Below are 14,699 nucleotides of genomic sequence, written 5' to 3'. Positions count from 1 at the left end.
ATTGCGGCATAAAGCCGGGGTTTATCAGTAAGTAAGCACTTACAGTGGCATCACATCATGCCACCCATGCCACCCATTCCGCCCATGTCTGGCATTGCAGGAGCATCAGCTTTTGGCAGTTCAGTTACCATAGCTTCAGTGGTAATCATCAGAGAACCCACAGAGGCAGCAAACTGCAGCGCAGAGCGGGTTACTTTGGTTGGATCCAGAATACCCATTTCCAGCATGTCGCCGTATTCACCGGTCGCCGCGTTGTAACCGTAGTTACCGTTACCAGATTTCACCTGATTAACCACGACTGATGGCTCGTCACCGGCGTTATCAACGATCTGACGCAGCGGTGATTCCATTGCACGCAGGGCAATTTTAATACCGTGGTTCTGATCTTCGTTAGCACCGCGCAGGTCAACTAACTTGGCCGCAACGCGAACTAAGGCCACACCACCGCCAGGCACCACGCCTTCTTCAACCGCTGCACGGGTTGCGTGCAGCGCGTCTTCTACGCGGTGTTTTTTCTCTTTCATTTCAATTTCAGTAGCCGCACCCACTTTGATAACTGCGACACCACCAGCTAATTTAGCCAGGCGCTCTTGCAGTTTCTCTTTGTCGTAATCAGATGTTGCTTCTTCAATTTGCTGACGGATTTGTTTAACACGGCCATCAATAGCGCCCTGTTCACCAGCCCCATCAATAATAGTGGTGTTATCTTTAGTGATAACAACGCGCTTAGCTGTACCTAACTCTTCCAAACCGGCTTTTTCCAGTTCCATACCGATTTCTTCAGAAATCACCGTACCGCCAGTCAGTGTTGCGATATCCTGCAGCATTGCTTTACGACGATCACCAAAGCCCGGTGCTTTTACAGCAGAAATTTTCACAATGCCGCGCATGTTGTTTACTACCAGCGTAGCTAAGGCTTCGCCTTCAACATCTTCAGCAATGATCAGTAACGGCTTACCTGACTTGGCAACACCTTCTAATACCGGTAACAGTTCACGGATATTAGAAATTTTCTTATCAACAGTCAGAATATACGGGTTATCCAGTTCTACCTGGCCAGCTTCCTGGTTGTTGATGAAATACGGTGATAAGTAACCACGGTCGAATTGCATACCTTCAACCACGTCCAACTCGTTCGCTAAGCCCTGGCCTTCTTCAACAGTGATGACGCCTTCTTTGCCAACTTTGTCCATTGCATTTGCAATGATCTGACCGATTTCATCATCAGAGTTTGCAGAGATAGTACCTACCTGTGCAATGGCTTTGCTGTCAGCACATGGCTGCGACAGCGCTTTTAATTCTTCAACCGCAGCAACAACAGCTTTGTCGATACCGCGCTTTAAATCCATCGGATTCATACCGGCTGCAACCGCTTTAACACCTTCGTTGATGATGTTTTGCGCTAATACTGTTGCAGTAGTAGTACCGTCACCGGCTTCGTCATTGGCTTTAGACGCAACTTCCTTCACCATCTGCGCGCCCATATTCTCGAACTTATCTTCCAGCTCGATTTCCTTCGCTACTGATACACCGTCTTTAGTGATCAGGGGTGCGCCAAATGACTTATCCAGAATCACGTTACGGCCTTTAGGGCCTAAAGTAACGCGCACGGCGTTTGCCAGAATGTTTACGCCTTTGAGCATTTTATTACGGGCTTCGTCGCCAAAACGTACGTCTTTTGCTGCCATTTTTCTAATCCTTCAATTCAGTTAATGCTAAATACAGTTCGCAGTTTGAATTAGTCCAGAATCACACCAAGGATATTTTCCTCTTTGGTGATCACGTATTCCTGACCATCAATTTTCTCGGTGCGCTCTACATAGGCGCCGAACAGTACTTTGTCGCCAACTTTTACGTCTAACGGTTTCACATCACCGTTTTCCAGAACACGGCCATTGCCAACTGCGACCACTTCACCGCGGGTAGATTTTTCCGCCGAAGCGCCAGTTAAGACGATGCCACCAGCTGATTTGCTCTCAGCTTCTAAACGTTTGATGATGACACGATCATGTAATGGACGAATATTCATGCTCTATCTCCTAAAGCTATTTTTGTGTTTTAACATGGGTGTTAAATTGTCTGGTCGGTATATGGGGCATCCGGGAAAAAAATCCAAGGGGGGTTGGTAAAATTTCTTAGCCTCAACGCACACAAACAACTTATATTTGCTGAAGCTGAAATAATCTGTAGCAATAACGGGTCTGAGCTTAGGTGCAAAATGTCGCACCGACTGAACAAATCAAAGTTTGCCGCTGTATAACACAGCACTAATAGTGCTAGGCTGACGCCGCGCCGGATTGTTAACGAGGAAGTATAGGTTGATGTACAAAATATTTTTTCTACCCTTAATGCTTTGGTGCTTATTGGTACCGCAGGCGCAGGCGCAGCAGAACTCAGTGCTCGATAGCCTGTTAAAACCGGCGGACACTTTCCTGCCGGTTGAACAGGCTTTTGTATTTGATTTCGTTCAGCAACAGGATGAGCTGGTTGTCAGCTGGACCATCGCCGATGGTTATTACCTTTACAAAGATAAAATCAAGCTTGGCGGAGTAGCCGTCAGTTTTTCTCATCCCTCGTACCCTGCAAGCATGCAGATAGAAGACGAGTTCTTTGGTGTCAGCGAGGTGTATTTCCATCAGCTGACACTGCGTATTCCACTGACCGATATCAGCGACGATGCCGTATTTAAAATTCAGTATATGGGCTGTGCGCAAGCAGGTTTGTGCTACCCACCGGTAACCAAAGAGCTACCGTTAATCGTAATGGATAATGCCAGCGCTGCAGCAACGTCGAACGGTGACACCATTCCGGTGTCCAGCCAGAACAGCCTGGCAGAAACCCTGACTGATGGCGCCAGCCTGGCTACACTGGCGGGCTTTTTCCTGTTAGGTATTGGCCTGGCATTTACGCCCTGTGTATTCCCAATGTACCCGATCCTGACCAGTATTATTGTCGGTCAGGGTAGCCAGTTGTCTAATAAGCGCGCCTTTACGCTGTCGTTATCTTATGTACAGGGTATGGCCGTCACGTATTCATTGTTAGGCTTAGTCGTCGCCAGCCTGGGAGTAAAATTTCAGGCTTATATGCAGCATCCGGCAGTATTGATTGTTGCCAGCATCATCTTTGTTTTGCTGGCCTTGTCTATGTTCGGCGTGTTTAATTTCAGTCTGCCGTCCAGCTGGCAGGAAAAAGTCAGTCATGTCAGTAATAAGCAACAAGGTGGCTCGCTCAAAGGTGCCTTTACTATGGGTGCGTTATCGGGCCTTATCGCGTCCCCGTGCACGACCGCGCCACTTTCTGCCGCTTTGTTATATGTGGCACAAAGCGGCGATTTACTGTTAGGCGCTATAACATTATATATCCTGAGCCTGGGGATGGGCCTGCCGCTGTTAATACTTGGCAGCTCTGGCGGTAAATTACTACCCAAAGCCGGTAACTGGATGAACGCGGTAAAAACCGCCTTTGGTTTCTTATTATTAGCCGTGCCACTGCTGCTGCTCGATCGTATCGTAGATTTTGACTATGTGTTGCTGGCAGGCACAGCATTACTGCTGGCCTTTGTAGTCTATCTGTTCCGTGTGGTATTCAGCTTACAACAGCCAACAGCTAAAGCGGCGATATTAGTGCTGGGTCAACTGCTGTTATTTGCTGGCTTGTATTTCAATATCACACACTGGTGGCCAGCAGCGGCGCCGACAACAACTGCAGCTGTCGTTGCAGAGAATAAAGGTTTTGACACCATTGCCACGCTGGAGGATTTGCAGCAACGTGTCGCACAAAACAATGGCCGCTACACGCTGGTCGATTTATATGCCGACTGGTGTATAGCTTGTAAAGAGTTTGAACATTTAACCTTCCCGAAACCGCAGGTACAGGCACAGATGCAAAAAATGCAGCTGCTGAAGGTTGATGTAACGAAAATGACACGCAAAGATCAGGCATTGCTCGAACATTACCGTGTTTTAGGCCTGCCCACCCTATTGGTGTTTACTCCTGAGGGGGAAGAGCTCACCCAGGCCAGGATCACTGGCTTTATGAACGCCGATGACTTCGCCAGCCATCTGCAACAGATCCAACAGTAATCAATAAAGCGGCGCTAGCTGTCAGCGCCGCTTACTCCCACCTGCACTCTGGCTGATAAGACCAGTATTTTGCTGCCATTTGTCACGATTTCACTATAATAAGGCGCTATTGTTAAGCCAACGGCTCTGCTGCGGTGATAAATTCGTCAAACAGATGCAATTGTACCTTAGCTTTGGCAAGATAGTGCCGGATCACAACAATTAGCGGGAATAACGCACAAATGGCGGCAACTTATCGAATTTTAGTCCTGAATGGCCCAAACCTGAATATGCTGGGCGTACGTGAACCGGCAGTCTATGGTTCCGCCACCTTGCAGGATATTATTACCGACCTGACGGAACAGGCAGCGGCGAAAAGTGTCGAACTGACACATTTACAATCAAACGCCGAACACGAATTGGTGACAGCCATTCAACAAAGCCTGGGACAGCAGGATTATATTCTGATTAATCCCGGTGCTTTTACCCATACCAGCGTAGCTATTCGTGATGCCCTGCTGGCAGTGGCAATACCCTTTATTGAAGTGCATTTATCTAATGTGCACGCGCGCGAAAGTTTTCGCCGGCATTCATATTTATCTGATATCGCCAGAGGGGTGATCTGTGGTCTTGGTGCCAGAGGTTATCACTATGCCCTGGATGCGGCGGTAGCAGCACTACAAACAACCAAACAGTAATAACTCAATCAGGCTAAAAAGACATGGATATTAGAAAGATTAAAAAATTGATCGAACTTTTAGAAGAATCAGGTATTTCTGAGCTTGAAATCACTGAAGGTGAAGAATCAGTCCGTATCAGCCGTAATGGCCCGGTACAACAATTTGCACCAATGCAGCATTATGCACCTGCACCACAACACGCCGCTCCGGTTGCAGCACCTGCAGCTGCTGCTCCGGCTGTTGAAGCCCCGAAAGCCATCAGTGGTCATGTGGTGAAATCTCCAATGGTAGGTTCTTTCTACCGCGCAGCATCACCCACAGCGAAAGCCTTCGTAGAAGTAGGCCAGAGCGTCAAAGTTGGCGATACATTGTGTATCGTAGAAGCGATGAAGATGATGAACCAGATCCAGTCTGACAAAGCAGGCGTGGTAAAAGAAATTCTGGTAGAAAACGGCGAGGCGGTTGAATTCGACCAGCCACTGTTTGTGATTGAATAACGCAAAAGGCAGACTGATGCTAGAAAAAGTACTGATTGCCAACCGCGGCGAAATTGCACTGCGTATCTTACGCGCGTGCAAAGAGCTGGGTATCAAAACGGTCGCGGTGCACTCCACCGTAGACCGTAATCTGAAACACGTGCTGCTGGCCGACGAAACCATTTGTATTGGCCCTGCACCCTCACCGCAAAGTTATCTGAATATCCCGGCGCTGATTGCTGCAGCTGAAGTCACCAATGCCCAGGCCATCCATCCGGGTTATGGTTTCCTAGCGGAGCGCGCTGACTTCGCCCAGCAGGTAGAAGAAAGTGGTTTGATTTTTATCGGCCCGCACCCGGACTCTATCCGTTTAATGGGTGATAAAGTGTCTGCCATTGAAGCGATGAAGAAAGCCGGTGTACCTTGCGTACCAGGTTCTGATGGCGCCGTCGGTGATGATGCCGACACCAATAAAGCTATCGCTAAACGTATCGGTTACCCGATTATCGTTAAAGCCGCCGGTGGTGGTGGTGGTCGCGGTATGCGTGTGGTGCGTAGCGAAGAAGAGCTGGTCAGCTCTATCGAGATGACTAAAGCAGAAGCGAAAGCCGCTTTTGGTAATGACATGGTATACATGGAGAAATTCCTGGAAAACCCGCGTCATATCGAAATCCAGGTATTAGCTGACGGCCAGGGCAATGCCATTCATTTAGGTGAACGAGACTGCTCAATGCAGCGTCGCCACCAGAAAGTGGTGGAAGAAGCACCAGCACCAGGTATTACGCCTGAGCTGCGCGCCTTTATCGGTGGCCGCTGTGTTGATGCCTGTAAAGTGATGAATTATCGCGGTGCCGGCACCTTTGAGTTCCTGTTTGAAAATGGCGAGTTCTTCTTTATTGAGATGAACACCCGTATTCAGGTAGAGCACCCGGTCACCGAGATGATCAGCGGCGTTGACCTGATTAAAGAGCAGCTGCGTGTCGCTTCTGGCATGCCACTGACGATTAAGCAGGAAGACATTGTGATTCGCGGCCATGCGGTTGAGTGTCGTATTAATGCTGAAGATCCGAAAACCTTTATGCCGTCACCAGGTAAAATCACCCGCTTCCATCCACCGGGTGGTAACGGTATCCGCTGGGATTCGCATATCTACGCCGATTACAGCGTACCGCCAAACTATGATTCTATGGTGGGTAAGCTAATTACTTACGGTGAAACCCGTGATATCGCTATCGCCCGTATGCGTAATGCGCTGGATGAATTGCTGGTTGAAGGTATTAAAACCAATATTGCATTACATAAAGACATTATGCGTGACGAAGGTTTCTGCAAAGGCGGCACTAATATTCACTATCTGGAAAAGAAACTGGGTATTAAGTAAAGCGCTGCACGTTCAGATTAAAGGCCGCTTTTGCGGCCTTTTTGCTATAATGCGGCAAATTTTTGTAAGCGAGACTGACTATGCCCTGGATCCAACTGCGAGTGACCACCACTGAAGAAAAAGCCGAACAGGTCAGCGATATGCTGATGGGCTGGGGCGCACAGGCGGTTAGTTTTCTTGATGCACATGACACGCCGATTTATGAACCGATGCCTGGTGAAGTGATTTACTGGACCAACACCGTAGTTGTTGGCCTGTTTGATGCCGAACACCCGATGGATAAAGTACTGAAGCAACTACAACAGGTAGCGTTTTTTAAAGGTGCGCCAGAGTACAAACTGGAGCAACTTGAAGACAAAGATTGGGAACGCGAGTGGATGGACAACTTCCATCCGATAAAATTTGGTCAGCGTTTATGGGTGTGCCCAAGCTGGCGTGATATTCCAGACCCGGCTGCGGTAAATGTGATGCTTGACCCGGGTTTAGCTTTTGGTACCGGCACCCACCCGACTACTGCCCTGTGTATGCAGTGGCTAGATGCCACCATCAAACCCCAGCAAACGGTAGTCGATTTTGGCTGCGGCTCAGGCATTTTAGGTATTGCTGCGCTTAAGCTTGGTGCCAAACGGGTGATAGGTGTAGATATCGATCCGCAGGCGATTGAAGCCAGTACTGCGAATGCGAAACGCAATAATGTTGAGGGCCAGATTGAGCTGTACCTGCCTAAAGATCAGCCGAAAGACTTTCAGGCCGATGTGGTTGTCGCCAATATTCTGGCCGGTCCATTGGCTGAGCTGAAAAACATTATCAGTGCCTATGTTAAGCCAGGCGGCCTGTTGGCACTATCAGGTATTTTAGAAAGCCAGGCGCAGTCGGTAATCGATGCCTACAGCGATGAGTTCGACTTCGACCCTATCGCTGTGCAAGATGAATGGGTGCGTTTAAGCGGCTGCAAGCGACAATAAAGTATTACCGCCGGGCCGAACGTTGCTTTTTCTGCAGGTACATTTCACTATCGGCCCGTTTCAGTATGTCGCTCATCTTTTCGCCTGGCGCCGCAACTACCAATCCTACGCTAGCTCCCGGATACTGTAGTACAGTGTCAGTAATATCAAAATTGCCTCTGGTGCTATTAAATATCTGCTCACGTAGCTTTTGGGCGGCATAACTAATGTCTGTGCCGGTCAATAAGCCAAAAATAACAAATTCATCGCCGCCTATACGACTGATAAAATCGCCCTCGCGCCTGTCGTGTTGCAATCTGGCACTGATAGCGAGTAGAAACCGATCTCCGGCATCATGGCCGTATTGGTCATTAATGCGTTTAAAATCATCCAGGTCGATATAGGCAACAAAGACAATACTGCCGTTACGCTGGACATTTGCCAGCATACGTTGCAGCTCTTTTTCCAGCGCTCTGCGGTTGCCCAGCCCCGTTAACGGATCCGTTAAGGCAACATTCCGAAACTGTCGGTTTTCCTGCGCCAGCTGTTGTAGCAATTGCTCTCGCTCGACTTGCATCGCTATCAGACGGCTAATTAATTGCAGCAAGGTAGCACTGCCAGCTGACACGGCGGTTTTCTCTGTGCTGGCCGCGCAAACAGTACCGTAAAGCTGGCCATCTGACAGACACACAGGCGCACTAACATAAGTGCTGATACCAAGCTCTGCAGCCGCGGCAGAATCACCCCAGCAGGCACCTACATCGCTGGTAACAAACTGCTGTTGTTCCAACGCTCTTTTGCACAGTGTATCGCTCCAGTCGACTGTTAACCCTTCATTGAGCTTCAGCTGGCCAGTGTTCAATGAATACACTATCTGCTGCACACCCTTGTTTAAATCTATACGGGTAAAATAAGCGGATTCCAGCCCGGTAGATTGCTGCAACAACTGGATCAATGCCCTTACCTGTTGCTCAAGGCCGTCCCCATCGATTGACAGGGTAAGCTCTTTGAGTATGTCGTCCATAAATCTGTGCCTGCCGGTTGGGTTACTACTGATACTAAATTAACATTCCTGTGTCAGACGGGCAAACGACGCACCTTACAGCTTGGCAAGAAACCTCTCACTGCGAGGCAGAAAATAGTTGTCGTAATCAAGCGAGAACAATACGGTACTGGCGCGGCCAACAATTTCACCGCGTGGCACAAAACCAATCACCCGCGAATCAGCACTGTTATCGCGATTATCACCCAGCACCAGATAGTGACCGTCTGGCACAGTAACAGCCGCGAAGCTATCGCGGCCGGTTGAAAATGGTGCTAATTTCACCTGATGCTTTATGGTGTCCAGTTGCTCAGTGAGGACTTTGCTATTGTCTACCGCTTCGTCTGTCGCAATATAGCTTAGCGGTCTTCCGTTAATACTCAGCACATTACTGTGCATGGCCACCACGTCTCCCGGCACCCCGATAACCCGTTTTACCAGACGATTATCCGCCACCTCTGAGATAAAAATGACAATGTCACCGCGCTTAGGATCGGCACGTTTAATTAATGATGTGGTGGTAAATGGCAGACGGATATCATAAGCCATTTTATTGACCAGTAAGCGGTCACCTATCTGAATCGTTGGTTGCATTGAACCTGAAGGCACGTCGTTCCAGTCTGCAACGGCACTTCGAAATACGAACATCAGACTTAAAAATACAATAACACCGCGGTTGTCCCGCCATAGTTGCGCTAATTTATTCATTCCGTTTACTCCGCCTTGGGCTAACAAGCCTAAGACCTGGGTCATCAGACAAAGTTCGCCTAGCACCTAACGGAATATCCGCGCCATTTTTGATGTATAACGAGTGGAACTGCCGGCAGCTGGAAGCGCCGGCGTTATCGGGAAAGAGACAACAAATCAGAACGTATACTGGATACCTAAGCTGGCGTAGTCGACTTTAGTGTCAAAGTTATCAATCTCAGCCAAGATGCCTATCTCATCCCGGTCAAACTCAACATCGAAACGGGTGTAATCCAGACGCAGGTCTAAATTCTCCGTCAGCGCAAACGAGACACCGACGCCGTAGAAAATATCCGAACCGTCAACATCATCACTGTCATCGGTTGCATTAATATCAGCTTTCCACCAGATATTACCGCCCTGCGCATACACAGTGAAACGCTCTGACACCGGTAAACCGGCTTTCAGCGCCAGGGTATAGCCATCTAAATCTGTGTTAAATACGCTGTTGCCATAATTACCAAAATCGATGTAACCACCCTCTAACGAAATCGCCTGATTAAACTGGGCGCCGGCGAAGATGCGGGTAGCATTGTCTTCGCGATCAAAATCTTCATCGTCACCATCAACATTCAGTAAACCATAGCCAGCACCGACATAAATACCCATATGGTCAACGTCATCACCCGGAGCAGCATGAGCAGAGGAAAGGAAAAGCGCAGAAACCGTTAATGCAGCCAGATAAGATTTTTTCATTGTTGCCTCCATAAAATGCATAAAATAACTGACAGCCCGCTGGGCCAGAGTCAGTTACCTTATTACAAGCTTTATGCCAGCGAAGAAGATTAAAATAATATTAATATTTTCAATACCTTACAAACGACGCATGCAAGATATGACTAATACTGTGGCGTTAACACAGTGTAATACCAACATAGCAGTGGGAATTATTTACATCGCCCAAACTGAATGAACAGCTCAGATCACTTCATTTAACTGATTAAAAATCAACGGCATGAGGACACAATCTGATGCAGTGTTTGTTTGCTCAACGGCTTTACAATGCTTTGCTGCACTATAGCGCTGGACGATACGGCCGGCTCATAATCATGGCCACTGACAATAATGACAACATTTTCCGGATAGCTGTGCTCTATACGTTCAACCAGTTGCAAGCCGTTGCAATCGGGTAGCCCCATATCCAGCAGAATGCGGTCAAAGTGATGATGCAATGCTAACAGCTGCATACACTCTTCCGCACTTTGCGCCAACGTTGCTGTTACCCCCAGGCTTTCGAGCAAAATTTGCATCAGCTGCGCAGCTTCTACGTCGTCTTCCACCACCAGAAAATGCAGCTTTTTCTCTGCGGGTTGCACGTCAGGCTTTGGCACTGCAGGCCCGGTTAAATAGGAGCGCAGTGTGCGATACAGATGATGTTTCGTTATCGGTTTGGACAGTACGTCGTTAAATCCTAATCCTGCTAACTGCTGCCTGATGTCTTTCGCCATGGCTGCAGTCAGAGCAACAATTGGATACTGATACCCCAGCGAGCGGATCATTGACGTTGCTTCACGACCATCAATATCCGGCATATGCAAATCCATCAGGATCAGGCTGTAACTGCTGCCCGAATCAAGCTTGCGTTTCACCTTCTCAATGGCCTGTGAGCCGTTCTCAGCAAAATCTACACTGGCGCCAGCCGCTTTAACCCAATAACCCGCCAGTTTGCGTAAGTCTGCCAGGTCGTCAACAATCAGCACCTCGCCGCTTAGTGTTATTTTATCCTGTCTGTTGTGACCATCATTTAGCCGTTGCTCCGGATTAAAATAACAGCGTTGGGTATCGCTAATATCCCCCGGGTCAACACAGAAGGTAAAGACACTGCCTTTTCGCTCTTCAGACACAACATCGATGCTACCGCCCATACGCTGGATCAGCTCTGCTGAAATAGCTAACCCCAGGCCGGCGCCGCCTTTTTTCCTTGTCAGGTAATCCTCAACTTGCATAAAGGGCGCAAAAATATCTTTCAGCTGCCCGGCCGGAATACCGACGCCGGTATCTGTAACGCGAAAATACAGCATTTCTTTACCGTCTGCTTTTTGCACCCACAAATCAACCGTAATGCCGCCACTATCAGTAAACTTAATAGCGTTATAAATCAAATTTATCAGTACCTGACGTAAACGGGTGCCATCCACCGTAATGAGCACAGGCAAACTGGTCAACGAATTAACCGTTAACGTCAGACCATTATCCACTGCGGTTACTTTAAGCAGCGTATAGATATCGAGCAAAATATGGCGCAGGCTGGTTGGCTCAGGCCGCAATTCCAGCTTGTTGGCAGTAATTTTAGACAGGTCTAATATGTCGTTCAGCAAACTGAGCAGATGCTTGCCGTTATTCAGAATAATATTTAATTCGGGCCGGGTTTCTTCTGCGGTATCCGATTCGAGCAGTAACTCGGTATAGCCCAGTATTGATGACAGCGGCGTTCTGAGCTCATGGCTTAAGTGAGCCAGAAAGCGGTCTTTTGACCTGTTATCAGCTTCAAGCTGCATCCGGTTCAGGCGTTCAAGCTCAAACTCGCGCCGGCTTAATGCATAACGTATGGCTCTGGCAAAGCGGGCTTCGGTCAGCTCACTTTTCACCAGAAAATCCGCTGCGCCATATTCCAGCGCCTGTAAATCCAGTTGTTTATCCGGTTGTCCCGTTAGCATGATAATGGGGGTAGAAATACCTGCAGCAACGGCCTGCTGCAGTAACGACAAGCCGGTCTCTGCACCGAGCTGATAATCCAGCAAGCACACATCAAAGTAACCTTCGATCAATTTCTGCAAGCCATCCGCGGAATTGGTAACCCAGGTCAGCTGACTGTCGAGCGATGTTAACTCATCAAGATGACTACGGGTAATAATGTAGTCATCTTCGTCATCCTCAACCAACAGAATCTTGGCCCGAACGACCAGCTTTGATAACTCAGTCATCGTCTTGTTCTGGTAACTCGACAAATTCAACCCAGTATTTGCCCAAAGTGCGCATCAGCTCAACCAGGCCATCAAAGTTAACCGGCTTGGTAATGTAAGACGCCGCGCCCAGATTATAACCCCTTACCATATCTTCTTCTTGCTTAGAGGTAGTCAATATAACCACCGGAATACCACGTAAATTCTCGTCATCTTTAATCGCACGTAACGCTTCCCTGCCGTCCATACGTGGCATATTCAAATCAAGCAGAATTAAACTTGGCCGCGGACACGGTGCGCCGATAGCGTATTTACCCTGCTTACGCAGATACTCCAGCAGTTCGACACCGTCTTCAACACAATACAGTGAGTTCAGCACCCGGCTTTCGCGCAGCGCATCCTGTGTTAATAAACGATCGTCTTCGTCATCATCCGCCATCAGGATAGTAATGGGGCGGGCTTTAGTCAGTGGCATATTTAGTCTCCTTTGCTGCCAAATGGTGTGGCATCGGCAGGCAAAATTAAAGTGAAGGTGGCGCCGGTACCCGGTTCACCTGATGCGTAAATCAACCCGCGATGGCGCTCAACGATGCGCCGGCACACCGCCAGGCCAATACCGGTCCCCTTGTATTCTGAGCGTCCATGCAAGCGCTGAAACGGCGTAAAAATCTTCTCAGCATATTCCTCAGCAAAGCCAATACCGTTATCTTTGAATTCTATATGATACCAGTTGTCACAAATGGCTTGTTGCATAATGTTTGGCTTGTGAATGGCCACAGTAATGTTAATAACCGGCGCAGTATCCGGCTTGCGAAACTTAATCGCATTTGACAGCAAATTAAGAAACAGCTGATGCAGTTGGCTGTTATCCGCCTGAATAACGGGCAAAGTATCGGTATTTACCTGGGTGCCGCTTTCCTGCATAGCGATTTCAAGATCGTCCAGCGCATCATTAACGACCTCATTCAGGTCTGTGTCGGCGAAGTCTCTGCCACGGGTGTTGATACGGGAGAAATCCAACAGATCATTGATAAGCAATGACATTCTGTTGGCTGCATTGCGCATCCGTTTCAGATAGTCCAGCCCCTGCTCGCCTAAATCCTGGCTGAAAGACGACTCTAACCTGTCACCAAATGCCTGAATTTTGCGCAGTGGTTCCTGCAGGTCATGCGATGCAACAAAAGCAAAATCTTCAAGCTCTCTGTTGCTTCTGCTCAGTTCTTCTGAATACAAACGCAGCTCCTGAGTGCGTTCTTCTACTTTGATCGTTAAATTTTCATTTTGCATTTCAAGTATCTCCAGATACTTGCGCTCCTTCCTGACGTTTATAAACGACAGAATTAGCATCAACACCACCAATACACTACTTAATACACCGGACAAAATAAAATTCAGCAAAGCATCATCGCGGCCTTTCGACAGACGCACAAATAAGTTTTCACGATAGGATTTTTCGGTTTGCCCCACTACATCAAATAAACCGCGCAGCTCCATATAGATATTTTGGCCGCGGTCTGTTCTTAACAATCTGAGCGCCAGCATTTCTTTATCTTGCCGCGCTAGCTCTACCGTTTCTGTAAGCTCGGCTATTTTGGCTTCACTGAGCCGGATTATCTCGTTGATGCGATGCTGCTGCTCCGGCATCTCAGATTGTATCGTTTTTACCTCAACAAGCTGTGCTCTTACCTGTTTTAATGCGTCCTGATAAGGCTCCAGATACAACTCATCATTAGTCAGCAAATACCCGCGCTGACCGGATTCAGCAGACAACACAGACAAATGTAGGTTGTTTAGCTTGGTAATAGTGTCGCCGGTGTTGGTCAGGCTGATTTGCGTACTGCTTAGCTCTTTAATCGAGCTGACGGCGAGATAACCATTGAAAGCGATCAGACACATCATGACAGCCCCCAATAAAAACCAGCTGGTACGCGTACTGTCAAAGACACGTTTTGGCATCTATTAATTCCTTAGTTGGGAGATCATGATGAAGTGTCCAGTAAGCCTTGCAGTAAATGACTACAGTCCTGACAGGACTGCAGTATTTTATCCACCGCCTCTATCGCCTTCTCTGGTGGCAGGTTATTTTCCAGCACCAGCTTAATTAACTCAGCCTGCATCGAGATCCGGTTTAGCGGTTTGCGGATGTCATGGATCTGTTGCGCGACTCTTTCCGGCGTGATGTCAGCCATCCGTTTTCCCCCCTTTACACACTTAGCTAAACTCGCCCAGGCCACCATACGCATTTAAGCGGTTATACAGGGTTTTAACACTGACCCCCAGCATATCGGCCGCCAGTGTCTTGTTACCATTGACTTTTTTCAGCGTCAGATAAATCAGTTCTTTTTCAACTTCCTCTATCGTTTTACCCGGTGTCAGCCCTGTCTGCTCCTTTTTAACCGTCGAAAAGGGTGAGGCAAAAGAGGCTGGCAGCTCAATTTCTTTTTTCGCCGGGTCGCTCATGATAT

At 48.2% G+C, this 14,699-nt stretch carries 15 protein-coding genes; 5 read left to right on the top strand and 10 right to left on the bottom strand.

Annotated features, from left to right (window positions below):
• Positions 1 to 50 precede the first annotated feature (50 nt).
• A complete protein-coding gene (gene groL / locus VIN66_RS03015) occupies positions 51 to 1,688 on the bottom strand; it encodes a chaperonin GroEL (RefSeq protein ID WP_331922612.1) in 1,638 nt (545 codons plus the stop codon).
• 50 nt (positions 1,689 to 1,738) lie between these two features.
• Positions 1,739 to 2,029: a co-chaperone GroES gene (locus VIN66_RS03010; RefSeq protein ID WP_331922611.1), complete on the bottom strand. Its 291-nt coding sequence runs from the start codon at positions 2,027 to 2,029 to the stop codon at positions 1,739 to 1,741.
• A gap of 292 nt (positions 2,030 to 2,321) precedes the next feature.
• Between VIN66_RS03010 and VIN66_RS03005 the strand changes: the two genes are divergently transcribed.
• The 5 genes from VIN66_RS03005 (at position 2,322) to prmA (ending at position 7,563) form a co-directional block, all read left to right on the top strand.
• Positions 2,322 to 4,082 carry a protein-disulfide reductase DsbD gene (locus VIN66_RS03005; protein ID WP_331922610.1) on the top strand — a complete coding sequence of 587 codons (1,761 nt, stop codon included), beginning with the start codon at positions 2,322 to 2,324 and terminating at the stop codon, positions 4,080 to 4,082.
• A gap of 221 nt (positions 4,083 to 4,303) precedes the next feature.
• Entirely contained in the window at positions 4,304 to 4,759 is a 456-nt protein-coding gene (gene aroQ, locus VIN66_RS03000) for a type II 3-dehydroquinate dehydratase (protein ID WP_331922609.1), read from the top strand.
• 23 nt (positions 4,760 to 4,782) lie between these two features.
• Positions 4,783 to 5,238 carry an acetyl-CoA carboxylase biotin carboxyl carrier protein gene (accB, locus tag VIN66_RS02995; protein ID WP_134057615.1) on the top strand — a complete coding sequence of 152 codons (456 nt, stop codon included), beginning with the start codon at positions 4,783 to 4,785 and terminating at the stop codon, positions 5,236 to 5,238.
• 16 nt (positions 5,239 to 5,254) lie between these two features.
• Positions 5,255 to 6,598, top strand: coding sequence for an acetyl-CoA carboxylase biotin carboxylase subunit (gene accC, locus VIN66_RS02990; RefSeq protein ID WP_331922608.1), 1,344 nt, complete (start codon positions 5,255 to 5,257; stop codon positions 6,596 to 6,598).
• 80 nt (positions 6,599 to 6,678) lie between these two features.
• On the top strand, positions 6,679 to 7,563 hold the full coding sequence (gene prmA / locus VIN66_RS02985) for a 50S ribosomal protein L11 methyltransferase (RefSeq protein WP_331922607.1): 885 nt from the start codon (positions 6,679 to 6,681) through the stop codon (positions 7,561 to 7,563).
• Between the two features lie 4 nt (positions 7,564 to 7,567).
• On the opposite strand, the gene VIN66_RS02980 is transcribed toward prmA, so the two are convergent.
• The 8 genes from VIN66_RS02980 to VIN66_RS02945 form a co-directional block, all read right to left on the bottom strand.
• Positions 7,568 to 8,566, bottom strand: coding sequence for a sensor domain-containing diguanylate cyclase (locus tag VIN66_RS02980; RefSeq protein ID WP_331922606.1), 999 nt, complete (start codon positions 8,564 to 8,566; stop codon positions 7,568 to 7,570).
• A gap of 75 nt (positions 8,567 to 8,641) precedes the next feature.
• The gene (gene lepB / locus VIN66_RS02975; protein WP_331922605.1) at positions 8,642 to 9,292 is read right to left on the bottom strand and encodes a signal peptidase I; all 651 of its coding nucleotides are present in this window, start codon (positions 9,290 to 9,292) and stop codon (positions 8,642 to 8,644) included.
• A gap of 156 nt (positions 9,293 to 9,448) precedes the next feature.
• Complete coding sequence (locus tag VIN66_RS02970; protein ID WP_331922604.1) at positions 9,449 to 10,027, bottom strand: outer membrane beta-barrel protein; 579 nt, start codon at positions 10,025 to 10,027, stop codon at positions 9,449 to 9,451.
• A gap of 251 nt (positions 10,028 to 10,278) precedes the next feature.
• Positions 10,279 to 12,255: a response regulator gene (locus tag VIN66_RS02965; protein ID WP_331922603.1), complete on the bottom strand. Its 1,977-nt coding sequence runs from the start codon at positions 12,253 to 12,255 to the stop codon at positions 10,279 to 10,281.
• Positions 12,248 to 12,709, bottom strand: a complete 462-nt coding sequence (locus tag VIN66_RS02960) for a response regulator (RefSeq protein ID WP_134057632.1) — start codon at positions 12,707 to 12,709, stop codon at positions 12,248 to 12,250. Before VIN66_RS02960 ends, VIN66_RS02965 begins: the two co-directional genes overlap by 8 nt.
• Before the next feature lie 2 nt (positions 12,710 to 12,711).
• Entirely contained in the window at positions 12,712 to 14,190 is a 1,479-nt protein-coding gene (locus VIN66_RS02955) for a sensor histidine kinase (RefSeq protein WP_331922602.1), read from the bottom strand.
• A gap of 23 nt (positions 14,191 to 14,213) precedes the next feature.
• The gene (locus VIN66_RS02950; RefSeq protein ID WP_331922601.1) at positions 14,214 to 14,423 is read right to left on the bottom strand and encodes a histidine kinase dimerization/phospho-acceptor domain-containing protein; all 210 of its coding nucleotides are present in this window, start codon (positions 14,421 to 14,423) and stop codon (positions 14,214 to 14,216) included.
• 22 nt (positions 14,424 to 14,445) lie between these two features.
• Positions 14,446 to 14,699 (bottom strand): helix-turn-helix domain-containing protein (locus VIN66_RS02945; protein WP_331922600.1); only part of this gene is annotated, 254 nt, incomplete at its 5' end.

It is taken from the genome of Rheinheimera sp. (assembly GCF_036568245.1).
Taxonomy (GTDB): domain Bacteria; phylum Pseudomonadota; class Gammaproteobacteria; order Enterobacterales; family Alteromonadaceae; genus Alishewanella.
Note: the sequence above shows the minus strand (reverse complement) of the source record. Positions and strands in the feature narration are given on the sequence as shown.